Here is a 21,419-nt window from a genome sequence, read left to right as displayed (position 1 = left end):
CTCCAAGGGGCACGATCGGTCCAGCGTCGCGCGCAAAAAAAATCGCCCCGCTCGGGCGCGCGGGGCGAAGCGAAACGAGACGAATTCAGATGAATTGCGGCTCGCCGCGCGTTCCTCAATTGATCATGCGCGTGGTGGCGCCGGTGTCGCCGGTCACGCTCGCGCTCTTGGGGGAAATCCATTCTGGAACCTTCGTCAGCGCGACGGCGACGAAGGCGACGAGGCCGACCGCCCATATGACGATCTTGCCGTAATTCGTGCCGCCATGAACGTTCAACGCCATTGTTCCCTCCGTTGGTTTTTCTTCATTGGTCGCACGGCCGAATGGCTCGGCCATGCTGACGATGGCGAGACGACTGCGGCTTTGACACCGCCAATTCGTGAAAGCGGAGGGGTCCAGGGCGCGTCAGAGCAGCGATTCGGTCCAACGAATGCGGCCGTGGACGCAGAGGCGCTCGGCGTCGGCGCGCTCCAGCCTCTCGGGCTCGTAGCAGGCGCGATTGTCGGAGATCAGCGTGATCGCGCCATCCACATTGCGGCGCACGCGACGGATCAACGGGCCATCGTCGAGCGAGACGAGATAGACGGCGTCGCCGATGATGTCCCGCTGCGAGCGGTCGATCAGCACGATCGCGCCATCCTCTATCGTCGGCCGCATGGAATCGCCGCGCGCGCGCAAAAATTCGAGCGCCTCGATCTCGGTTCCGAGGCGCCGCAGCAGAGCGCGCGGAAAGGCGATCCGCTCGCCGGCGATTTCGCGCTCCGCCGCCTCGCCGATCCGCAGCGGCGGGATTTGCGCCATATCCGGGCCGAGTGGAATCGCCGGCGGCGCGCCGGCCTCGAATATGGGAGCGCCGCGATCCAGCACCAGCCAGTCGAGCGAGACGCCCGTCACCTCGGCGATGCGGCCGAGCTTCTCGGCGGAGGCTTCGGTCTCACCATTGAGATAACGGCTATAAGTGGAGGAGGTGACGCCCGCGTCCCGCAAGATTCTGGCCGGACCGCCCGCCGCATCGACCGCCTGGCCCAATCTCTGCGCGAGGCCGGCTCTGTCGAATACGGGATTTGCCTTCGTTTCCGGCACGCACTCTCTCATATTTGCTTGACAGAGACGCGCGAATGCGGGACCTTCGGCGCGGAGTTGGTTTCCATTTACGGTTAACACGCCGGATGTGGCGTGTCACCGTGCGGCTTGTTGCGCCCATGATTTGCAGTTGGAGAGATTTCGTCCGACGCGACGGCCTGCGTGACGCGGATTGGTTTGGGCGTCGGGACCGTCGCCGTCCCACGGAAACGGGCGTCGCGCCGCTGTGCAATGACAATCAGGCGAGGGAACTCCCGGGCGCCGCGCGGATGGGCGACGCCGGCGATCGGCAATTCGCCCTGGTTCTCTCGCTCGCGCGCATGTTGTTGGCGACGCGCGGGCAATTCGCGCTCGCTCTGCGTGATCTCTCCTTGGCGCGATCGGGATGCGAGTCGCCGAATGGTTTCACGCTGCGGATAATCGAGCAAAAGACGGATGAGGCGATCTACGCCTTGGCGCGGGGCGGATCGGCGGTGCTCGAGGAGACGTTGCGGCGCGCGATCGACGACATTGCGAAGGAGATCGCAATGGAAAGGAGCGGCGCGCCTCGCCTCGCCGATTAGGCGGCTGTCTCTGCGAGGGCCGCGCGGCGATCCGAGCCGCCGTCCTTCGGGACGACGGCAGGACTCGGGATGAGGTTCAGCCGAGGCGCTTGGCCGCGGCTGTCAGTTTCTCGATGCGCTCGCGCGTCTCCTCGAGGCGTTCGCGATTTTCCTCCACCACCTCTTCCGGCGCGCGGGCGACGAAATCGGCGTTGCCGAGCTTGGCCTCGATCTTTTTCGCCTCGCCTTCGAGCTTGGCGGTCTCCTTGGCGAGACGCACCTTCTCCGCCGCGAAATCGATGACGCCTTCCAGCGGTATGGCGGCGAGAACGCCGCGCACGATCAATTGCGCGCTGCTCTTGGGCGCGGCGTCGACGAAGCCGATCTGCGAGAGGCGCGCGAGCTTGCGCAAAGTCTCGTCCCAGCGCGTCACGCGCGACTGCACATCAGCGTCGGCGCCGACGAGGACGAGAGGAACTTCCGCGCCGGCGGGCAAATTCATCTCCGAGCGCACGGAGCGCACTTCGGAGACGAGATCGACGATCCAGCCGATCTCCGCTTCCGCGGCGGCGTCCTCGAGGCCGGAAAGATCGGGCCATTGCGCCAGCGCCAGCGGCGTCTCGCGCGCGGGACCTTCGAAACCTTTGACGCCCCACAGCTCCTCGGTGATGAAGGGCATGAAGGGATGCAGCAGCGCGTAAGTCTGATCGAGCAGGAACGCCGTGGTGGCGCGCGTCTCGTCCTTGGCGGCGCCGTCCTCGCCTTGCAGCAGGGGCTTGGCCAGCTCGAGATACCAATCGCAGAGCTGGTTCCAGACGAAGCGGTAGGCCGCATTGGCGGCGTCGTTGAAGCGATAGGCCTCGATCGCCGCGGCGATCTCGGCGGAGGCGCGCGCCGCCTCGCTGACGATCCAGCGATTGAGCGTGATCTGATTATTCTTCGGATCGAAGCCGGCGACGCGGGCGCAGCCGTTGATCTCGGCGAAGCGCGAGGCGTTCCACAGCTTGGTCGCGAAATTGCGGTAGCCCACGACGCGCTGCGTCGAGAGCTTTATGTCGCGCCCCTGCGCCGCCATGGCGGCGAGGGTGAAGCGCAGCGCATCGGCACCATATTCGTTGATGAGGTGCACCGGATCGATGACATTGCCCTTCGACTTCGACATCTTGGCGCCCTTCTCGTCGCGGACGAGGGCGTGAATGTAGACGTCGTGGAAGGGGACCTCCTTTTTGAAATAGAGGCCCATCATCATCATGCGGGCGACCCAGAAGAAGATGATGTCGAAGCCCGTCACCAGAACATTGGTGGGATAATAGCGATCGAGCTCCTTCGTCTCGTCGGGCCAGCCGAGCGTCGAGAAGGGCCAGAGCGCGGAAGAGAACCACGTGTCGAGCACATCCTCGTCGCGCGTCAGCGCCACGTCGCGTCCGTGCTTCGCGCGTGCGGCGGCGAGGGCGGCCTCCTCGCTGTCCTCGACGAAGACATTGCCGTCCTCGTCATACCAGGCCGGTATGCGATGGCCCCACCACAGCTGGCGCGACACGCACCAGGGCTGGATGTTCTCGAGCCAATCGAAATAGGTCTTCTCCCAATTCTTCGGCACGAAATTGGTGCGGCCCTCGCGCACCGCGGCGAGAGCCGGCTGCGCCAGAGTCTTGGCGTCGACATACCATTGGTCGGTGAGACGCGGCTCCAGCACGGCGCCGGAGCGGTCGCCATGCGGCACCATATGCTTATGGTCCGACACTTCGGCGAGCAGCTCATGCTCCTCCATCATCGCCACCACGCGCGCGCGGGCGGCGTTGCGGTCGAGGCCGTGCAGAGCGGCGACCGTCATGTCGAGCTCGGGAGAGGGCGCGACATGCTCGAAGAAATCCGCATTGTCCTTCAGCGTCACCGCGCCTTCGGCGTCGAGCACATTGATGAGGCGCAGACCATGCCGGCGGCCGACCTCGAAATCGTTGAAGTCATGCGCGGGGGTGATCTTCACCGCGCCCGTGCCCTTCTCGGGATCGGAATATTCATCCGCGACGATAGGGATGAGGCGACCGACCAGCGGCAGGCGCACATTCTTGCCGACCAATTTCGTGTAGCGCTCGTCCTCGGGATGCACGGCCACCGCCGTGTCGCCGAGCATGGTCTCGGGGCGCGTCGTCGCCACGGTGATGAACTCGCCGGTCGGCTGGCCGTCGTGATAGACCACCGGATATTTGAAGTGCCACAAATGGCCCTTCACCTCGATCTGCTGCACCTCGAGATCGGAGATGGCGGTCAGCAGCTTCGGGTCCCAATTGACGAGGCGCTTGTCCTTATAGATGAGCCCATCGCGATAGAGCTGCACGAAGACTTTCACCACGGCGCGGGAAAGCCCTTCGTCCAGCGTGAAGCGCTCGCGCGACCAGTCGCAGGAGGCGCCGAGCCGCTTCAATTGCTCGACAATGACGCCGCCCGACTCCGCCTTCCAGGCCCAGACCTCTTCCAAGAATTTGGCGCGGCCCAATTCGCGGCGATGCTGCTGGCGCTCCATCAGCTTGCGCTCGACCACCATCTGCGTCGCTATGCCTGCATGGTCGGTGCCCGGCTGCCACAGGACATCGTCGCCGCGCATGCGATGATAGCGCGCGAGAATATCCTGCAGCGTATTGTTGAGCGCATGGCCCATATGCAGCGAGCCGGTGACGTTCGGCGGCGGAATGACGATGGAAAAAGGCTTCGCGCCGGCGCGCTCCGGCCGGCCGGCGCGAAAGGCGCCCGCCTCTTCCCAGAGCTCGCGCATCCGCGCTTCGATGGTCGAGGGGTCGAAGGTCTTTTCCATGGGCATGGGGGAGAGCCGAATATCCGTGTCGAAGGCCCCCTCCCCAACCCTCCCCCGCTTTGCGGGAGAGGGAGCAGATTCGGGCCTTCATCCAAAGTTCGCGCAATGTCGCCGACTTCCCTCTCCCGCGTGAGCGGGGGAGGGTGAGGGCTTTATACCAGCGCCTTCAGCGCGCTGCGGCCGGCGTAGATGGCCGCCGATCCCAGCTCCTCCTCGATGCGGATGAGCTGATTATACTTCGCGACTCTGTCCGAGCGCGCCAGCGAGCCGGTCTTGATCTGCCCGCTATTGGTGGCGACGGCGATGTCGGCGATGGTCGAATCTTCCGTCTCGCCGGAGCGATGCGAGATCACCGTCGTATAGGCGGCGCGATGCGCCATCTCCACGGCGGCGAGCGTCTCGGTCAGCGTGCCGATCTGATTGACCTTCACCAGCAGCGAATTGGCGACGTCCTCGTCGATGCCGCGCGCCAGGCGCTCGACATTGGTGACGAAGACATCGTCGCCGACGAGCTGGATCTTGTCGCCGAGCGTGTCGGTGAGGAGGCGCCAGCCCTCCCAATCGTCCTCGGCCATGCCGTCCTCGATCGTGACGATCGGATAGGCCTCGGCGAGCTTGGCGAGATAGGCGACCTGCTCCTCTATGGTGCGCGTGACCTTCTCGCCCTCATAGACATATTTGCCGTTCTTGAAGAACTCGGTCGAGGCGACGTCGGCGCCGAGATAGATGTCCTCGCCCGGCACGAATCCCGCCGTGACGATCGCCTCGACGATGATGTCGAGCGCCGCCTCGGCGGAGGGGAGATTGGGGGCAAAGCCCCCTTCGTCGCCCACGGAGGTGGAGAGGCCGGCCTTCTTCAGCGCGGCTTTCAGCGTGTGGAAAACTTCCGCGCCCCAGCGGATCGCCTCGCGCACGGTGGGCGCGCCGACCGGCAGGATCATGAATTCCTGAAAGTCGATCGGATTGTCGGCGTGGGCGCCGCCATTGATAATGTTCATCATCGGCACTGGCAGCACGCGCGCCTGCACGCCGCCGATATAGCGATAGAGCGGCAGAGAGGAGGCGTCGGCGGCCGCCTTGGCGACGGCCAGCGAGACGCCCAGAATGGCGTTGGCGCCGAGCCGCGACTTGTTCGGCGTGTCGTCGAGCTCGATCAGCGCCTCGTCGACCGCCACTTGATCCTCGGCCTCGAAGCCGACGAGCTCGCCCGCTATGTCCTCATTGACGCTCTGCACGGCGTCCAGCACGCCCTTGCCGAGATAGCGGGTCTTGTCGCCGTCGCGCTTCTCCACCGCCTCATGGGCGCCGGTGGAGGCGCCCGACGGCACGGCGGCGCGGCCGAAGGAGCCGTCCTCCAGCACGACCTCGACCTCGACCGTGGGATTGCCGCGCGAATCGAGTATCTCGCGAGCGTGAATATCGATGATTTCGGTCATATCGGGGCCTCTTTGGAGCGTCTGGCTGCGCAGTTGCGCGCGTTGTAGACCGAACCGCGCCGAGGCGAAAGCCTCCAAAGACGGCGAAAGGCCGGTTCCCTGTTGCGTTTCCGGCGCTATTTCGGCGGCGCGCCGGCGAAACGCTCGAGATCGAAGGCCTCGACGTCGCGCAGCAGCTCGACGAAGGCGGTCGCCCAATAATCGGCCGCGGCCTCGCCCTTGGCGGCGCTGGCCGCCGCGGCGTCGCCGATCGCCCCTTCCTTCGAGAGGTCCTGCGTCTTCCAGCCGAAGCCGATCGGCCGGTCGGCGCGCAACCAGGTGAAATCGCGCTCGAAATCGGCGCTGGCGGAGCGAAAATGCCGCGCCCGCGCCATATCGACGAAATCCGGCGCGAGCGCGAGCATCAGCGAGGTCTCGATCTCCCCGCCATGGATGCCGAGGCGGATCTCCTCCTCGCCGAACAGGCCGTCGGGATAGCCGAAGCGATGCCAGGAGCAGGCGACGGCGAGCAGCTCCCGGCGAATGCGCAGCTCGAGCGCCGCTTGCGAGATGAGCGCCGAGTTGCCCCCATGCGAATTGAGGAGTACGAGCTTGCGGCAGCCGGCGCGGGCGACGCCTTCGCCGATCTCGCAGAGAAGGCGCAGCGCCGTCTCATGCGAGAGGCTGAGCGTGCCGGGAAAATCGCCATGCTCGATGGAGACGCCGATCGCCTGCAATGGCAGGAACAGCGCGTCGAGATCGTCCGGCAGGCGGTCCACGACGCGCTCGATCATGCCGCGCATGATCTGCGAATCGACGCCGACCGGCAGATGCGGCCCATGCTGCTCGACGGCGGCGATGGGCAGCACGGCGATGACGCGCTCCATCTCGAGGTCGCGGTAGTCGATGGTGGCGAGGTCGATCCAATAGCGGGACGGCAGCATGGCGGAGAGGGTAGACCTTTCGGACGGGGATCGCCATAGCGGGGGCGAATCCTTCTGCGGCGACCGGGTGGAGGAATAATGACTGCAACCCTCGTCCTGAGGAGCCCGCGAAGCGGGCGTCTCGAAGGACGGCAGCGGGCCGTATCCTTTGATTTCAGCTCGCGGCCGTCCTTCGAGACGCCGCCTACGGCGGCTCCTCAGGACGAGGGTTGGGGATATGCTTCTTCACCGCCCTTCTCCACAGAGTGGGAGAAGGGAGAACCCGAAGATCGTTGAAAAAATCGAGGTGAGGCAATCGATGACGAAACGCTTCGCAGCACAGATCGCGGCTTTGGCTTTCTTCCTCTCCGCCCTTCCGGCCCTCGCGCTGGACAAGGTCTCCTTCGCCACCAATTGGCGGGCGCAGGCCGAGCATGGCGGCTTTTATCAAGCCCTCGTCGACGGCACTTACGCCAAATACGGCCTGGACGTCACAATATTGCAGGGCGGTCCGCAATCCAACGCCCGGCTGCTGCTCGCCGCCGGCCGCGTCGATTTCTGCATGGGCGCCAATCTCATCCAGACCTTCTCCGCTGTGCAGCAGAAGGCGCCCATCGTCGCCGTCGCCAGCATGTTCCAGAAGGACCCGATCATCTTCATGTCGCATCCGGGCGAGGGCTTCGATCGCTTCGAGGATCTGCCCAAGGCGACGGCCTTCATCGGCAATGACAATCTCGTCTCGGTCTATCAATGGCTGAAACAGGCCTATGGCTTCAAGGAAGAGAAGATCAAGCCCTACACTTTCAACTCGGCGCCCTTCCTCGCCGACAAGAAATCGATTCAGCAGGGCTATCTGACCTCCGAGCCTTTCGAGATCGCGCGCCAGGGCGGCTTCACGCCCAATGTCTTCCTGCTCGCCGATTACGGCTATGACAGCTATTCGACGACGATCGAGACGCGCAAGGAGACGATCGAGACCAAGGCCGATCTCGTGCAGCGTTTCGTCGACGCGTCGATCATCGGCTGGTATCATTACATCTATGGCGACAATAGCGCCGCCAACGCCGCCATCCGCAAGGACAATCCCGAAATGTCCGAGGGCCAGCTCGCTTATTCCGTCGAGAAGCTGAAGGAGCGCGGCATCGTCGACTCCGGCGATTCGCTCAGCCTCGGCATTGGCGTGATGACCGACGCGCGCTTGCGCAGCTTCTTCGACAAAATGGCCAAGGCCGGCGTCTTCCCCGCCGATCTCGCCATAGCGCAAGGCTACACCACGCGCTTCGTTAACAAGAAGGTCGGGCTGGAGCTGCGGCCGTCGCATGCGGCGGGGGCGCAGTGACGATGGGCGTCGCGGAGCCTCTGGTCTCGCTGCGCGGGATCGGCAAAAGCTTCGCCAATGGCGTCGCGGCGCTCGAGAATTTCGATCTCGATCTTCGCGACGGCGAGTTTCTGACTTTGCTCGGCCCGTCGGGCTGCGGCAAATCCACGGCGCTGCGGCTCATCGCCGGCCTCGCGACGCCGAGCGCCGGCGTCATCGATTGGCGCGACTCGGCCGCGGCGCACAACATCGGCTTCGTGTTTCAGGAGGCGACGCTGCTGCCCTGGGCCGATGTCTTCGCCAATGTCTATCTGCCGCTGCGTCTCGCCGGCAAGACGCGCGAGGCCGCCGCGCCGCTGGTGCGCGAGACGCTGGCGCTCGTCGGCCTCGCCGATTTCGAGACGGCGCTGCCGCGCCAGCTCTCCGGCGGCATGAAGATGCGCGTCGCCATAGCGCGCGGCCTGGTGACGCGGCCGAAATTGCTGCTGATGGACGAGCCCTTCGCCGCGCTCGACGAGGTGACGCGCTTTCGTCTCGGCGACGATCTTCTCGCGATGAAGCAGAGGTTGGAGACGACGATCGTCTTCGTCACGCATTCCATTTACGAGAGCGTCTATCTCTCGACGCGCATTCTCGCGCTCGCCGCGCGCGGCGGCGCGATCGTCGATACGATCGACATAGATGCGGCCATCGCGCGCGACGAAGAATTCCGCACGAGTCCCCAGTTCGCGCAATATTGCCGGCGCGCTTCCGCCGCTCTGCGCAGCGCCTATGGGGAGGAGCTGCGATGACGCAAACGAGCCCGCTTCGCGAGGCGTTGTTGCCGCTGGCCGTGCTGGCGGCCGCGCTCGCCGCTTGGGAGGCGGCGGTGCGCTTCTGGGCCATTCCGGCCTATGTGCTGCCGGCGCCGAGCCTCATCGCCGAGACTCTGGTGAAGGACAGGGACATTCTCTTCGCCTCGCTCCTCGTCACGCTGACGACGGCGCTGGAGGCGCTGGCGCTGGCGACGATCGGCGGCGTGGCCCTCGCGCTGCTCATCTCGCGCTCGCGCTGGATGGAGCGCGCGCTGATGCCCTTCGCCATCGTGCTGCAGGTGACGCCCATCATCGCCATAGCGCCGCTGCTGCTGGTCTATCTCGCCCCCGCCGAGGCTGTGCTGGTCTGCGCGTTTCTCGTCGCCTTCTTCCCCATTCTCGCCAATACGTCGCTCGGCCTCGCCTCGGTCGATCGCTCATTGGTCGAGCTTTTCGATCTCTATCGCGCCTCGCCCTGGCGCAAGCTCGTCTATCTGCGCGCGCCGGCGGCGCTGCCGCAATTTTTCGCAGGGCTGCGCATCGGCGGCGGGCTGGCGCTCATCGGCGCGATAGCGGCGGAGCTCGCGGCCGGCGCCGCGGGGCAGGGGGCGGGCCTCGCCTTCCGCATTTCGGAGGCCGGCTATCGCCTCGACATTCCGCGCATGTTCGCGGCGTTGGCGCTGGTGTCGCTGGCGGGAATCGTTATTTATGCGGGGCTGACGGCGCTGTCGCGCCTCGCCCTCTCACGCTGGCACGAGAGCGCGCGCGGATTGGACGATTAGCGCATCCTTCTCCGCGCCTCATCGCCCGGCGCCGACCTGTGCGCAGCGCGCATCGGCGGTCTTGAAATAAGGCGGATCACAGGGCGCGAAGTCCTGCGGGCACATTTTCTCGCAATATTGCACGGGGAGGACGACGACGGTCTCCGCCGTCCGCGGCGGAGGGGAGCGCCGCTCTGCGGCTGCCGCACAGAGAGCGCCTGAGAAGGCCAGGGCGAAAACGATCGAAGCGCCGCGCATCGTTCCTCCGAAGGGACGAGCGAATCAGCGCTCTCCGCGCGCTTCGCCAACCGCGTCCACCCCATATATATCGTTGCGGAAGTGAACGGTTCCATTCGCGGAAGCCCATCCGGTCATATACACCCAGACGACCGGCACGGGCTTGGGCAGGGTCACGTCCTGACGCTCGCCGCCGATCTTGGACATGATCGCGGCCCTGTCCCATTGGCCCGGCGCGCCTTCCAGCAGCCAGGCCGCGAGGTCATAGACGCCCTCGACGCGCACGCAGCCATGCGAGAGAAAGCGGTAGTCGCTGGCGAAGAGCCGCTTGCTCGGCGTGTCGTGCATATAGACCGCATGCTTGTTGGGCATTGCGATGCGGATCGAGCCCAGCGAGTTCTGCGCGCCGCTGTCCTGGCGCAGCGTGTAATTGACGGCCCGCTCGCTGGCCCAATTGATCGATTTCGGCTCGATCTCGGTCCCGTGATTGTCGAAGACGCGAATGCGCGCCTTGGCGAGATAGGACGGGTCCTTCTGCATTTTGGGCATGATCTCGTTCTTGATGATCGAGACCGGGACTGTCCATGTGGGGTTGAGATTGACCGCGCCGATCTTCGCCTCGACCTCGGGCGAAGGATGCTCGACATCGCCGACGATCGCCGTATAGCGCCGCGCGACATGGCCGTTCTCCACGGCGTCGACCGCTGCAGAGGGGATGTTGACGACGATATAGCGTGGGCCGAAGGGGAAATCATTGCCGGCGAGCCGCTGCGCCGAGGAGGCCAGTTGGCGAAAGCGCACCGAGGCCGGCACGTCCAATTCGCGTAGCGTCGCGCCGGCGACCACGCCGGTCTGCCTCAGCCCCATGCGGAATTGAAAATGCTTCACCGCTTGGGTGAGGCCCGCGTCCCAGGCCTCGCCGCCGGCGGCTTCCGCCGGCAGATCGCCCTCTGCGGCGAGGCGCTTGCGCAGCGCCGCCACCGCCTTGCCGCGCCCGCCGGGCTGCAATGGCGTCCCCACCTTGGGCCAGCCGCCGGCGTCGGCGATGGCCGCATAGCGCTCGGAGGCGAGCGAGGTGGCGAAGAAGGTCTCGGGCTGCAGCGCAGGGGTCGGATCGTCGGAGAGCGCCATCTCGCGCGGCGGCGCGGGCTTGGGCTTCGGCTTTGGTTTGGGCTTGGGCGCGGCGGCCGTCGGCGCGGCTCCGGGCTCGGCCGGGGCGGCGGGCGCAGAGGCAGGAGCAGGAGCCGGGGCTTGGGCCGCCGGAGGAGCCACGGGGACCGGCGCCGGCGCGGCGGGAGCGGCCGGGGCCACGGGAGGAGCCGGCGGCTCTGCGGCCGTCTGCGCCAGCGCGGGAAAGAGCGGCGCGGCGAGCAATCCCGCCGCCGCGAATGTCGCGATCGCGCGACGAGCCTGTCCGATCCGTAACTTGTTTCGCATATCGTTCCGCGCCAGAATCGCGCCCGAAAAGTCGCCGACGCTGCTCTCGTCGGAGCTTTTCCGCCTTGCGGGGCTCGCGGTCAACCCGTGCGCCGGCGATGCGCCTTTCCGAGAAAGGGAATTTTCGAAATGCTGCGTTTTCGTCTCGCGCGTCTCGCGCGATTTTTTTCGTTCGCTATCGCCGTATTCTTCGCGGCCTGTCTCCACGGCGCGGCCGAGCCGGCCGCTCTCTTGGAGAGCGACGTCGCCGGGGTCGTCGATCCGCTCATGACGGAATGGGTCGACCATGGCGGCGCCGGCGCCGTTGTGGTGGTGGTGGGTCGCGACGGCCCGATCTTCGCCAAAGGCTATGGTCTCGCAGATAAGGAGGCGGGCCGTCCCTTCTCTGCGGATCGCACGCTGGCGCGTCCGGGCTCCATCTCCAAGCTCTTCACCGGCATAGCGGCGATGCAGCTCGTCGATCAGGGAAAGCTCGATCTCGATCGCGACGTCTCCGACTATGTCGGCTTCGCGATACCGACGCCGCCGGGCGGAAAGCCGGTGACGATGCGTCTTTTGCTCACCCATCGCGCCGGCTTCGAGGAGCATGGAAGGGATTTGTTCTTCGCCGGCGGAGCGCCCATGCCGCTCGCCGCCTGGGTCGAAAAATCGCGGCCGCCGCGGCTTTTTCCGCAGGGCGATGTTCCGGCCTATTCCAATTACGGCTTCGCGCTCGCCGGCCTGGTCGTCGAGCGCGTCTCCGGCGAGAGCTATGCGGAATATGTCGCGCGCCACATTCTCGCGCCGCTGCGCATGGAGCGCAGCAGCTTCCGCCAGCCTCTGCCGGAAACGCTCGCGCCCCTGGCGGCGAAGGGCTACCGCTCACGCGGCAAGCCGCTCGGGTTTTTCGAGACCATCCACGCCGCTCCCGCCGGGGCGCTCTCCGCGACCGGCGAGGATATGGGCCGTTTCATGCGTGCGCTGCTGAATGACGGCGAGCTCGACGGCGCGCGCATCCTGCCGGCGGCGCGGCTGCGGGAGATGCTGACGCCGCATGAGCCGACGGCGGCGGGCTGGCTCGGTCTCGTCTTCTTCGGCCGTCGCATCGGCGGCGCGGAGGCCGTGGGCCATGGCGGCGGCACCTTGGCCTTCATCAGCGATCTGGAGCTGTTCCGCGACCAGGGGCTCGGCGTGTTCGTCTCGCGCGACGGCTTCAGCGATCAGAAGGAGGCGCCCGACATTGCGAGGGCCATAGCCGGGCGCTTGCTGCCGCAGGCGACGGCGCCGCAGCTCGCCGCCGGCCCGGCCGACCGGCGTCTCGAGGGCGTCTATCAGTCCACCCGACGCGCCGATTCGAGCTTCTTGCGGGCTTCGGCTCTGCTGTCGCAAATCGTTGTTCGCGTCGAGCCGGATGGCGGGCTGCGCATGTCCTCGGCCGCATGGCCGTTCGGCGAGAGCCGCGCGATGAAGCCGGCCGGCGACAATGTGTTCGAGGGGCCGGGCGGCATGCGCCTCGCGCCGGTCCTCGGCGATCCGCCTTATTTCGACATGATCGCGATGCGCTGGCAGCGCGTTCCCTGGCGCCTCGACGCGCGTTGGATCGCGCCCGCTTTGCTGGCCAGCCTCGCCTTCGGCGCTCTCTCGCTCGTGGCCTGGCCGGCCGCCGCTCTGTGGCGGCGCTGGCGGAGGCGGCCCGCCCCATTGGCGGCGGGCGATCGCCGGCTCCTCGCCGCCGCGAGGCTCGCGCTCCTCGCCGATCTTCTGGTCGTCGCGGCTTTGGTCGCGCTCTTTGCGAGAACAGATCCGAGTGTCATGAACGACGCGCTCGATCCGGCGCTGATCGCCATTTACGCTTTGGCTTGGCTCGGCGTGGCGGGGGCGGCGATCGCCCTCTACGCGGCCTCGGCCTTCTGGCGCCGGCGCGTCGGCGGGGCCTGGACGCGCCTCCATCAGAGCGCGCTGGCGACGAGCGCATTGATGATCGCCTATGTCTTCGTGACCTTCCACATCGCCGGAACGACGCTGAATTACTGAAGGAGGCGGGGCGCGCCCGCGCGCCCCTGTTCTCGCGCGCCCCTTGCCTTTTGCGCCGGTCCCGCCCATACCGCGCCGCAGCGAGATTGCGCGAGGAAACGGGACGCCATGGGCTTCAAATGTGGAATCGTCGGCCTGCCGAATGTCGGCAAGTCGACCCTCTTCAACGCGCTGACGCAGACCGCGGCGGCGCAGGCGGCCAATTATCCCTTCTGCACGATCGAGCCCAATGTCGGCGACGTCGCCGTGCCCGATCCGCGCCTCGAAAAGCTCTGCGAGATCGCCGGCTCCAAGCAGATCATCCCGACGCGCCTCACCTTCGTGGACATCGCCGGCCTCGTGCGCGGCGCCTCCAAGGGCGAGGGGCTCGGCAATCAGTTTTTGGCCAATATCCGTGAATGCGACGCCATCGCCCATGTGGTGCGCTGCTTCGAGGACGGCGACATCACCCATGTCGAGGGCGACGTCGATCCGATCCGCGACATCGAGACGATCGAGACCGAGCTGATGCTCGCCGATCTCGAGAGCCTGGAAAAGCGCGTCGTTCCGCTCGAGAAGAAGGCCAAAGGCGGCGACAAGGACGCCAAGGAGCTGCTCGATCTGATGCGCCGCTGCCTCGATCTGGTGCGCGAGGGCCGTCCCGCCCGCCTCGTCGTGATCGCGCCGGAGGAGCGCGAAGCGCTCGCCGGTCTCGGCCTGCTGTCGTCCAAGCCCGTTCTCTACGTCTGCAATGTCGAGGAGGGCGCCGCCGCGGAGGGCAATTCCTTCTCGCAGAAAGTCGCCGCGCGGGCGCGCGAGGAGGGCGCGGCGAGCGTCGTCGTCTCGGCCAAGATCGAGAGCGAGATCGCCGTGCTGCCGGCCGAGGAGCAGAAGGACTATCTCGAGGCGGTCGGGCTCGAGGAGCCGGGCCTCAACCGCGTCATCCGGGCCGGCTATACGCTGCTGCGCCTCGTCACCTATTTCACCGTGGGACCCAAGGAGGCGCGCGCCTGGACGATCGAGCAGGGCACGCGCGCGCCGCAGGCGGCGGCGGTGATCCATACCGATTTCGAGAAGGGCTTCATCCGCGCCGAGACGATCGCCTATGAGGATTATGTCGCGCTGCGCGGCGAAGCGGGCGCGCGCGAGGCGGGGAAGTTCCGGCTCGAGGGCAAGGAATATGTCGTCGCCGACGGCGACGTGCTGCATTTCCGCTTCAACAATTGATCGGCGAAAGCGAGCCTTCGGGCTCGCTGTCTCCTATTCGGGGTCTCGCTATTTCGCCGGCGGCGTGCAGACCACCGAGCTCTCGTTCAAGACGAAGCAGATCGACATCTGTCCCGAGCGCAGATCGACGCGGAACACGCCGCCCTCGCCCGTATGGCGGGAGGCGATCAGCGCATATTCGCTGAACTGCCCCGCCTTGGCGCCCTCGCCCGGCGGATAGCACAGCGTCACGCCGACGGCTGCCCCCTCCTTCAGCCCATATTGGCAGGCCCCTACCTCGCCGCTGGCGCGGTCCAGGCGAAACACGCGGTTGAGATCGGTCTGCGGGGCGGCGAGAAACTCGTAATTGCCGGCGAGCGCCGCGGGCGCCGCCAGGGCGGCCCCGAGAGAGAGGAGACGAATGGCTGCGCGCAAGGTTACACTCCTTCGACGAATCACAGGGCGCAGTCTACACGCCGATGCGGCAATCGCGAGACGGCGCCGAATAGGGTAGGGGCAGCGAATGGTCGGCGCGCCGACTCTGGTCTTCGATCTCGACGGCACGCTGGCCGACACCGCCGGCGATCTCATCGCGACCTTGGGCGTGCTGCTGGAGCGCGACGGCCGCATGCCCGTGCCTCTCTCCGCCGTGCGCACGCTGGCCGGGGCCGGCGCGCGGGCGATGATCGAGCGTGGTTTTGCGGCCACGGGCGCGCCGCTCCCGCCGGAGCGGGTCGAGGCGCTGTTTCCCGAGTTTATCGCCCATTATCGCGAGCGAATCGCCGTCGAGACGCGGCTCTTCCCCGGAGCGGAAGCGGCGCTGGAGCGATTCGCCGAGGCCGGCTTCGCGCTCGCCGTCTGCACCAATAAATCCGAGGAGCTGGCCGTGCTGCTACTGGAGCGCCTGGGCGTCGCCGGGCGATTCGCGGCCATTTGCGGCCGCGACACTTTTCCCGCGCACAAGCCCGACGCGAGCGCGCTGACGCTGACGATCGAAAGAGCCGGCGGCCATGCGGCGCGCGCGGTGATGGTCGGCGATTCGCAGACCGACATAGCGACGGCCAAAAACGCCGGCGTGCCTGTGGTCGCGGTGGATTTCGGCTATACGGAGACCCCGGTCTCGTCCTTCGGCCCCGACCGGGTGATCTCGCATTTCGACGAATTATGGGAGGCCGTGGCCTCGCTCGGCGTGCTGGAAGCCTCCGCATGCACTTGACGGGAGACGCCGTCGTCTCTTACAGAACTGTTCGGCCTCGGTGAGGCCCTCGGGCGGCTAGCTCAGCGGGAGAGCACTCCCTTCACACGGGAGGGGTCACAGGTTCAATCCCTGTGCCGCCCACCATTTGCTCCACTTTTCCCCTTTCGACGATTTTCCTCCTTCCGCTCGGCGGATAGGCGCGGCGAATGTCTTGCGCAGTCGCGATCACTGTGGCACAAGGCCGCCCGACGCTGCAGTAGCTCAGTGGTAGAGCACTCCCTTGGTAAGGGAGAGGTCGAGAGTTCAATCCTCTCTTGCAGCACCATCCCACCCGCGCGACTTCCCGGCTGTCCACTGTCCCGAAAGCGCAGAGCGAGCTTCGCCTCGCTTGGTCCGCCGCTGGTTGACACCCGCCTGCGCCGCAGGCAGACAGGCCCGTGGCGACGCCCGAAAAGGTCACGAAGGCCGACCCACGGCCGATGATCGGCGGCGCCGCTCGACCGCCCTCGCCGATGCGCGCAGGGCTGCTCGCCGCGCCCTATTCCCAAAGGACCCGACATGCGCGCCGTATTCCGTTTTCACGCTCTGCCCGTCCTCGCCGCATTGGCGCTCGTCGCCGCGCCGCTCCCGGTGATCGCGCAGAGCCCTGCGACGACCACCACCGCCACCGGAATCAAGATCACCGACACCAAGGTCGGAACCGGCGCCGGCGCGGAGCCGGGGCAGATGCTGAAAATGCATTACACCGGCTGGGTCGCGCAGAACGGCGCCAAGGGCAAGAAGTTCGACAGCTCGCTGGACCGCGGCCAGCCCTTCGAGTTCCGCCTTTCGGCCGGACAAGTGATTCCCGGCTGGGACAAGGGCATTCTCGGCATGAAGGTCGGCGGCAAGCGCACGCTCGTCATTCCGCCTGAGATGGGCTATGGCGCGCGCGGCGCCGGCGGCGTGATTCCGCCCAACGCCACGCTCATCTTCGATGTCGAGCTCTTGGAAATCAAAGGCCAGATCTGACCGGCGCGCGCCGTCGTCACTGCGAGCGGAGCGAAGCAACCCAGAGACGAGGGGCGCTCTGGATTGCTTCGCGGCTCACGCTTCTCGCATAGACCGAGAAGCGAACTCGCATCACATTCTCACCAGATGGTCGAAGGCCGACAGCGCCGCCGTCGCGCCTTCGCCCATGGCGATGACGATCTGCTTATAGGGAACCGTCGTGGCGTCGCCGGCCGCGAACACGCCCGGCGCGGAGGTGTGGCAGCGGCGGTCGATCTCGATCTCCTTATATTGCGAGAGCGTCACTGCGCCATTCAGCCATTCCGTGTTGGGCAGCAGTCCGATCTGCACGAACACTCCTTCCAATTCGACAGTGCGCGTGGCCTCGCTCTCGCGGTCGCGATAGACGAGACCCGTCACCTTGGCGCCGTCGCCGAGAATCTCCGTTGTCTGGGCCGAGACGAGAATCGTCACATTGGGCAGCGAGCGCAGCTTCTCCTGCAAGATTCCATCGGCGCGCAGCTTCGCGTCGAATTCGAGCAGCGTCACATGCGAGGCGAGGCCGGCGAGATCGATCGCGGCTTCCACGCCGGAATTGCCGCCGCCGATCACGGCGACGCGCTTGCCCTTGAACAAAGGCCCGTCGCAATGCGGGCAATAGGCGACGCCCTTGGTCATATATTCCGTCTCGCCCGGCACATTTATGCGCCGCCAGCGCGCGCCCGGCGCCAGAATGATCGTCTTCGATTTGAGCGTCGCGCCATTGGCGAGCTTCAGCTCCGCGAGACCGCCGGCCTCGGCTGCGGGAACCAGCGCCGAGGCGATCTGGCCGTTCATCACATCGACGGAATATTCCGCGACGTGACGCTCCAGCGCCGCCGCCATTTGCGGGCCTTCCGTGTGCGGAACCGAGATGAAATTCTCTATGCCCGCCGTGTCCTGCACCTGGCCGCCGAAACGCTCGGCGACAATGCCGGTGCGCACGCCCTTGCGCGCGGCGTAGATCGCCGCCGCGGCGCCCGCCGGGCCGCCGCCCACCACCAGCACGTCGAAGGGTTCCTTGGCGGAAATGGACGCGGCCTTCTTCTCGCCGGCGCCGGCGTCGAGCTTGTCGAGAATCTGCTCGAGCGTCGCGCGGCCGTGCTGGAAGGGCTCGCCGTTCAGATAAACGGCGGGCACGGCCATTATGCCGCGCTCCTCCACCTCCTTGGGGAAGAGGCCGCCGTCGATCGCCACATGGCGCACGCGCGGATTGAGCGCCGCCATAGTGTCGAGAGCCTGCACCACCTCGGGGCAGTTCTGGCAGGTGAGCGAGAAATAGGTCTCGAAGCGATATTCGCCATCGAGCGCCTTTATGCGCGCGAGAGTCTCCTCGTCCTCCTTGGGCGGATGGCCGCCGACATGCAGCAGCGCCAGCACGAAGGAGTTGAATTCATGTCCGCCCGGAATGGCGGCGAAGCGCAGGCCGATATCGGCGCCCTGACGCTCGATCGCGAAAGAGGGGCGGCGCGAATCATCGTCGCTGCGCACATAGGAGATATTGTCCGAGACGCTCGCGACCTCCTGCAGCAGTTCGGCGAGCTCTGTGGATTTCTCGCTGTCGTCGAGCGAGGCGCGGAGCGTGATGGGCGTGACGATGCGCGCGAAATAGGCCTGCAACTGGGTTTTCAGAGCGGCGTCCAGCATCTTCGACTCCCGATTTTCGAGAACAATCCCCTCACCCTGAGGAGCCTGCGCAGCAGGCGTCTCGAAGGGTGCGCCGCAGCGCGTTCTGGAGCATCCTTCGAGGCTTTTTGCGTTCCGCAAAAAGCGCCTCAGGATGAGGGACGGAAGCTGCGGGCGAGGGGCGGGTAGAGCGCCCCCGGCCGGCGAACCGGCCGGAGGCGTGAAGCGAAATCAGATCTTGCCGACGAGGTCGAGCGAGGGAGCGAGCGTCTTCTGACCCTCTTCCCACTTGGCCGGGCAAACCTCGCCCGGATGCGCCGCGACATACTGCGCAGCCTTGATCTTGCGCAGCAGCTCGAGCGCATTGCGGCCGACGCCGCCCGCGTTGATCTCGACGATCTGAATCTTGCCGTCCGGATCGATGACGAAAGTGCCGCGGTCGGCGAGGCCGGCCTCTTCGATCAGCACGTCGAAATTGCGGCTCAGCGTCAGCGTCGGATCGCCGACCAGCGGATACTCGATCTTGCCGATCGCCGGCGAGGTGTCGTGCCAAGCCTTATGCGCGAAATGCGTGTCGGTGGAGACGCCGTAGATCTCGACGCCGACCGCCTTGAAGGCGGCGTAGTTGGTGGCGAGGTCCTCGAGCTCGGTCGGGCAGACGAAGGTGAAGTCGGCCGGATAGAAGAAGAACACCGACCACTTGCCCTTGAGCGTGGCTTCGGTGACGTCGACGAACTTGCCGGCGTGGAAGGCGGTCGCCTTGAACGGCTTGATCTCGGAGCCGATGAGAGACATTCGATTTTCTCCTCGAGTGGTGAAGGCGCGCGAGAGGCGGATGAGTCCGCGGGCCTTCGGGGAAGACGCCCGGGAACCTAGAGGGGTTTCACCATCGATAAAAGCGAAAAAAACAGGCTTCAATAATCGAATTTAACGATTATGCTGTGCGGATGGCGGTTTTGCCCACCCTCAGGCAGCTGCGTTTTCTGGTCGCCGTCGTGGACGAGCGGCATTTCGGCCGCGCGGCCGAGGTCTGCCTCGTCGGCCAATCGACGCTCAGCGCCGGAATATTGGAGCTCGAGCAATTGCTCGGCGTGCGCCTCTTCGAGCGCACCAAGCGCAAGGTCTCGCCGACGCCGGTGGGGCGCGAATTGGCCGAGCGCGCACGCACGCTGCTACGCGAGGCGCAGGATATCGTCGAGCTGGCGCGCGCCGCCCAGGCGCCCATGTCCGGGCCGCTGCGGCTCGGCGTCATACCGACCATAGGACCGTTTCTGTTTCCGCGCGTGCTGCCGCGGCTGCGCTCCGCCTTTCCAGAGCTGAAGCTCTATCTGCGCGAGGAGCAGACCGAGCCTCTGCTGGCGCGTCTCGACGCCGGCGAATTGGACGCGGCCGTGCTGGCGCTGCCCTATCCCTCACGCGGCATGGAGACGATCGATCTCGGCGAAGATCCTTTCGTCGTCGTCTGCCCACCGGGCCATAGGCTCAGCCGTCTCGCTTCCGTCGGCCATGACGATATGGCGGTCGAGGATCTGCTGCTGCTCGAGGAGGGCCATTGCCTGCGCGATCATGCGCTCGCCGCCTGCGCGCTCGAGGGCGCGCGGCGCAATGTGGCCTTTCAGGGCACCAGCCTGCACACGCTGGCGCAAATGGTCGCCAATGGGCTCGGCGTGACGTTGCTGCCGCAAATGGCGCTGGACGCCGGAATATTGCGCGGGCTCGATCTCGTGGTGCGGCCGCTCTCGGGCGAGGCGCCCTTCCGCCGCATCGGCCTCGTCTTTCGCGCCTCCTCGGCGCGCAAGGAGACATTCCGCCGCCTTGCCCGCGCGCTCGAGGGATTTTTGGCGGAGGCCGCGCCGGTGGAGAAAGCGAAAGTGTCTACAGCGCCCGCGCGTGGCGTGAGGAAGAGCGCGGCTGGCCCACGTCGCAAGTGATGTGCGGGGACTCCCTCCTCCGCTGCGCGGGCGAGGGGCAGATTGCGCGTTTCATAAAGGTTTCGCGTAGCGTTTGCCGCTTCCCTCTCTCGCGAAAGCGGGGGAGGGTGAGGGAGGGGCGCTTCAGCTCGAACGATCGAGAATTGCGGCAAAGTCCTTGCGATCGACATTGCCGCCCGAAGCGATGACGATCACCGTCTTTCCCGCGAAGCGCTCGCGCTCCTCGAGCGCGCAGGCGAGCGCCGCCGCGCCGCCGGGCTCCAGCACGATGCGGAAATGCTCGGCGGCGACGCGCATCGCGGCTTCGACTTGCGCATCTGTCGCCGTGAGCCCTTGCGCGCCACAGGCGAGCAGAATCGGCAGAGTGTGACGGCCGGGGGTCGGCGCGAGCAGAGCGTCGCAGATCGAGCCGGTGAGCGCTGGATTCACTTGCGCGGCGCCGCTCTCCAATGAGCGGCGCATGTCGTCGAAGCCCGCGGGCTCCGCTGTGAACATCAGCGGCGCGCGCTCGAAGAGTTGCAAGGTCAGCGCAATGCCGGAGGCGAGCCCGCCGCCGCTGCAGGAGGCGATGATCGCATCCGGCGCAATGTCCTTCGCGCGCGTCTGCGCGAGTATCTCGAGGCCGATGGTTCCTTGTCCGGCGATGGTGCGTGGATCGTCGTAAGGGTGAATGAAGCGCAGCCCGTCCTGCTCGGCGAGGCGGCGCGTCATCGCATCGCGATCATTGCTCAGACGATCATAGAATTCGACGCGCGCGCCCAGCGCCTTCGTGCGCTCGAGCTTCACGCGGGGCGCGTCGCGCGGCATCACGATCGTCGCCGCGACGCCCATCGCGCGCGCGGCGAAGGCGACCGCCTGCGCATGATTGCCGGAGGAGACGGCGATGATTCCACGGCGCCGCTCGTCTTCCGTCAATTGCAATATTTGATTGAAGGCGCCGCGCAGCTTGAAGGCGCCGATCGGCTGCAGATTTTCCGCCTTCACCAAAAGGCGAAAGCCGATCTCCTCGTCGAGCAGCGGCGCCGTGAGCAATGGCGTCGCCTCGATATAAGGAGCGATGCGTTTTGCTGAGGCTTCCACATCGGCGATCGTGAGCGGCGCGCTCATGTCATTT

At 66.3% G+C, this 21,419-nt stretch carries 19 protein-coding genes and 2 tRNA genes; 11 read left to right on the top strand and 10 right to left on the bottom strand.

The genetic code is table 11. The annotated features are described in order from the left end of the window. Positions 1-115: 115 nt before the first annotated feature. Together A1351_RS25380 and A1351_RS13630 are read right to left on the bottom strand one after the other, a co-directional pair. Positions 116-283: a hypothetical protein gene (locus A1351_RS25380; RefSeq protein ID WP_018267973.1), complete on the bottom strand. Its 168-nt coding sequence runs from the start codon at positions 281-283 to the stop codon at positions 116-118. Between the two features lie 123 nt (positions 284-406). After that, the gene (locus A1351_RS13630) at positions 407-1,084 is read right to left on the bottom strand and encodes a LexA family transcriptional regulator (protein WP_245267393.1); all 678 of its coding nucleotides are present in this window, start codon (positions 1,082-1,084) and stop codon (positions 407-409) included. A 269-nt stretch (positions 1,085-1,353) separates the two neighbouring features. Between A1351_RS13630 and A1351_RS13625 the strand changes: the two genes are divergently transcribed. Continuing rightward, positions 1,354-1,647, top strand: coding sequence for a hypothetical protein (locus A1351_RS13625; protein WP_064033242.1), 294 nt, complete (start codon positions 1,354-1,356; stop codon positions 1,645-1,647). 76 nt (positions 1,648-1,723) lie between these two features. On the opposite strand, the gene A1351_RS13620 is transcribed toward A1351_RS13625, so the two are convergent. The 3 genes from A1351_RS13620 to A1351_RS13610 all read right to left on the bottom strand — a co-directional run bounded on the left by A1351_RS13620 (position 1,724) and on the right by A1351_RS13610 (position 6,797). Continuing rightward, positions 1,724-4,438 (bottom strand): valine--tRNA ligase, encoded by a 2,715-nt coding sequence (locus tag A1351_RS13620; protein ID WP_024881084.1) that lies wholly within the window; start codon positions 4,436-4,438, stop codon positions 1,724-1,726. A gap of 152 nt (positions 4,439-4,590) precedes the next feature. Then, positions 4,591-5,874 carry a phosphopyruvate hydratase gene (eno, locus tag A1351_RS13615; RefSeq protein WP_024881083.1) on the bottom strand — a complete coding sequence of 428 codons (1,284 nt, stop codon included), beginning with the start codon at positions 5,872-5,874 and terminating at the stop codon, positions 4,591-4,593. A 116-nt stretch (positions 5,875-5,990) separates the two neighbouring features. Further along, positions 5,991-6,797 carry a creatininase family protein gene (locus A1351_RS13610; protein WP_064033241.1) on the bottom strand — a complete coding sequence of 269 codons (807 nt, stop codon included), beginning with the start codon at positions 6,795-6,797 and terminating at the stop codon, positions 5,991-5,993. A 298-nt stretch (positions 6,798-7,095) separates the two neighbouring features. Between A1351_RS13610 and A1351_RS13605 the strand changes: the two genes are divergently transcribed. Genes A1351_RS13605 through A1351_RS13595 form a run of 3 tightly spaced genes read left to right on the top strand, consistent with a single transcriptional unit; the run spans position 7,096 to position 9,670 of the window. Then, positions 7,096-8,115 carry an ABC transporter substrate-binding protein gene (locus A1351_RS13605; protein ID WP_064033240.1) on the top strand — a complete coding sequence of 340 codons (1,020 nt, stop codon included), beginning with the start codon at positions 7,096-7,098 and terminating at the stop codon, positions 8,113-8,115. 2 nt (positions 8,116-8,117) lie between these two features. Beyond that, the gene (locus tag A1351_RS13600) at positions 8,118-8,885 is read left to right on the top strand and encodes an ABC transporter ATP-binding protein (RefSeq protein WP_064033239.1); all 768 of its coding nucleotides are present in this window, start codon (positions 8,118-8,120) and stop codon (positions 8,883-8,885) included. Then, positions 8,882-9,670 carry an ABC transporter permease gene (locus A1351_RS13595; protein ID WP_064033238.1) on the top strand — a complete coding sequence of 263 codons (789 nt, stop codon included), beginning with the start codon at positions 8,882-8,884 and terminating at the stop codon, positions 9,668-9,670. The genes A1351_RS13600 and A1351_RS13595 overlap by 4 nt, the downstream gene beginning before the upstream one ends. A gap of 261 nt (positions 9,671-9,931) precedes the next feature. On the opposite strand, the gene A1351_RS13585 is transcribed toward A1351_RS13595, so the two are convergent. Then, complete coding sequence (locus tag A1351_RS13585) at positions 9,932-11,323, bottom strand: murein L,D-transpeptidase (protein WP_245291655.1); 1,392 nt, start codon at positions 11,321-11,323, stop codon at positions 9,932-9,934. A gap of 129 nt (positions 11,324-11,452) precedes the next feature. Here A1351_RS13585 and A1351_RS13580 point away from each other — a divergent pair, with 129 nt between their 5' ends. Further along, positions 11,453-13,336, top strand: a complete 1,884-nt coding sequence (locus A1351_RS13580) for a serine hydrolase (protein WP_157096304.1) — start codon at positions 11,453-11,455, stop codon at positions 13,334-13,336. A gap of 108 nt (positions 13,337-13,444) precedes the next feature. Next, entirely contained in the window at positions 13,445-14,542 is a 1,098-nt protein-coding gene (ychF, locus tag A1351_RS13575; protein WP_024881076.1) for a redox-regulated ATPase YchF, read from the top strand. 48 nt (positions 14,543-14,590) lie between these two features. Here the strand turns inward: ychF and A1351_RS13570 are convergent, their stop codons facing one another. After that, positions 14,591-14,956 (bottom strand): hypothetical protein, encoded by a 366-nt coding sequence (locus tag A1351_RS13570; protein WP_018266706.1) that lies wholly within the window; start codon positions 14,954-14,956, stop codon positions 14,591-14,593. Between the two features lie 88 nt (positions 14,957-15,044). Between A1351_RS13570 and A1351_RS13565 the strand changes: the two genes are divergently transcribed. From A1351_RS13565 to A1351_RS13550, 4 genes are all read left to right on the top strand, one after another. Next, entirely contained in the window at positions 15,045-15,737 is a 693-nt protein-coding gene (locus tag A1351_RS13565; RefSeq protein WP_024881075.1) for an HAD-IA family hydrolase, read from the top strand. Between the two features lie 51 nt (positions 15,738-15,788). Further along, positions 15,789-15,863, top strand: a tRNA-Val gene (locus A1351_RS13560). A gap of 106 nt (positions 15,864-15,969) precedes the next feature. After that, positions 15,970-16,044 (top strand) — tRNA-Thr (locus A1351_RS13555). A 233-nt stretch (positions 16,045-16,277) separates the two neighbouring features. Continuing rightward, positions 16,278-16,730, top strand: a complete 453-nt coding sequence (locus A1351_RS13550) for an FKBP-type peptidyl-prolyl cis-trans isomerase (RefSeq protein WP_026599407.1) — start codon at positions 16,278-16,280, stop codon at positions 16,728-16,730. A 111-nt stretch (positions 16,731-16,841) separates the two neighbouring features. Here A1351_RS13550 and ahpF read toward each other — a convergent pair whose 3' ends face one another. Continuing rightward, entirely contained in the window at positions 16,842-18,395 is a 1,554-nt protein-coding gene (gene ahpF / locus A1351_RS13545; protein WP_064033236.1) for an alkyl hydroperoxide reductase subunit F, read from the bottom strand. Positions 18,396-18,605: 210 nt separating this feature from the next. Next, positions 18,606-19,169: an alkyl hydroperoxide reductase subunit C gene (gene ahpC, locus A1351_RS13540; RefSeq protein ID WP_024881072.1), complete on the bottom strand. Its 564-nt coding sequence runs from the start codon at positions 19,167-19,169 to the stop codon at positions 18,606-18,608. 152 nt (positions 19,170-19,321) lie between these two features. Between ahpC and A1351_RS13535 the strand changes: the two genes are divergently transcribed. Next, on the top strand, positions 19,322-20,305 hold the full coding sequence (locus tag A1351_RS13535; RefSeq protein ID WP_064033235.1) for a hydrogen peroxide-inducible genes activator: 984 nt from the start codon (positions 19,322-19,324) through the stop codon (positions 20,303-20,305). 123 nt (positions 20,306-20,428) lie between these two features. On the opposite strand, the gene A1351_RS13530 is transcribed toward A1351_RS13535, so the two are convergent. Beyond that, positions 20,429-21,412, bottom strand: coding sequence for a threonine/serine dehydratase (locus A1351_RS13530; RefSeq protein WP_083967324.1), 984 nt, complete (start codon positions 21,410-21,412; stop codon positions 20,429-20,431). Positions 21,413-21,419 lie beyond the last annotated feature (7 nt).

Source organism: Methylosinus sp. R-45379 (assembly GCF_001644125.1).
Lineage (GTDB): Bacteria > Pseudomonadota > Alphaproteobacteria > Rhizobiales > Beijerinckiaceae > Methylosinus.
The sequence above is the reverse complement of the archived record's forward strand: the minus strand, read 5'-3'. Positions and strand labels throughout refer to the sequence as shown.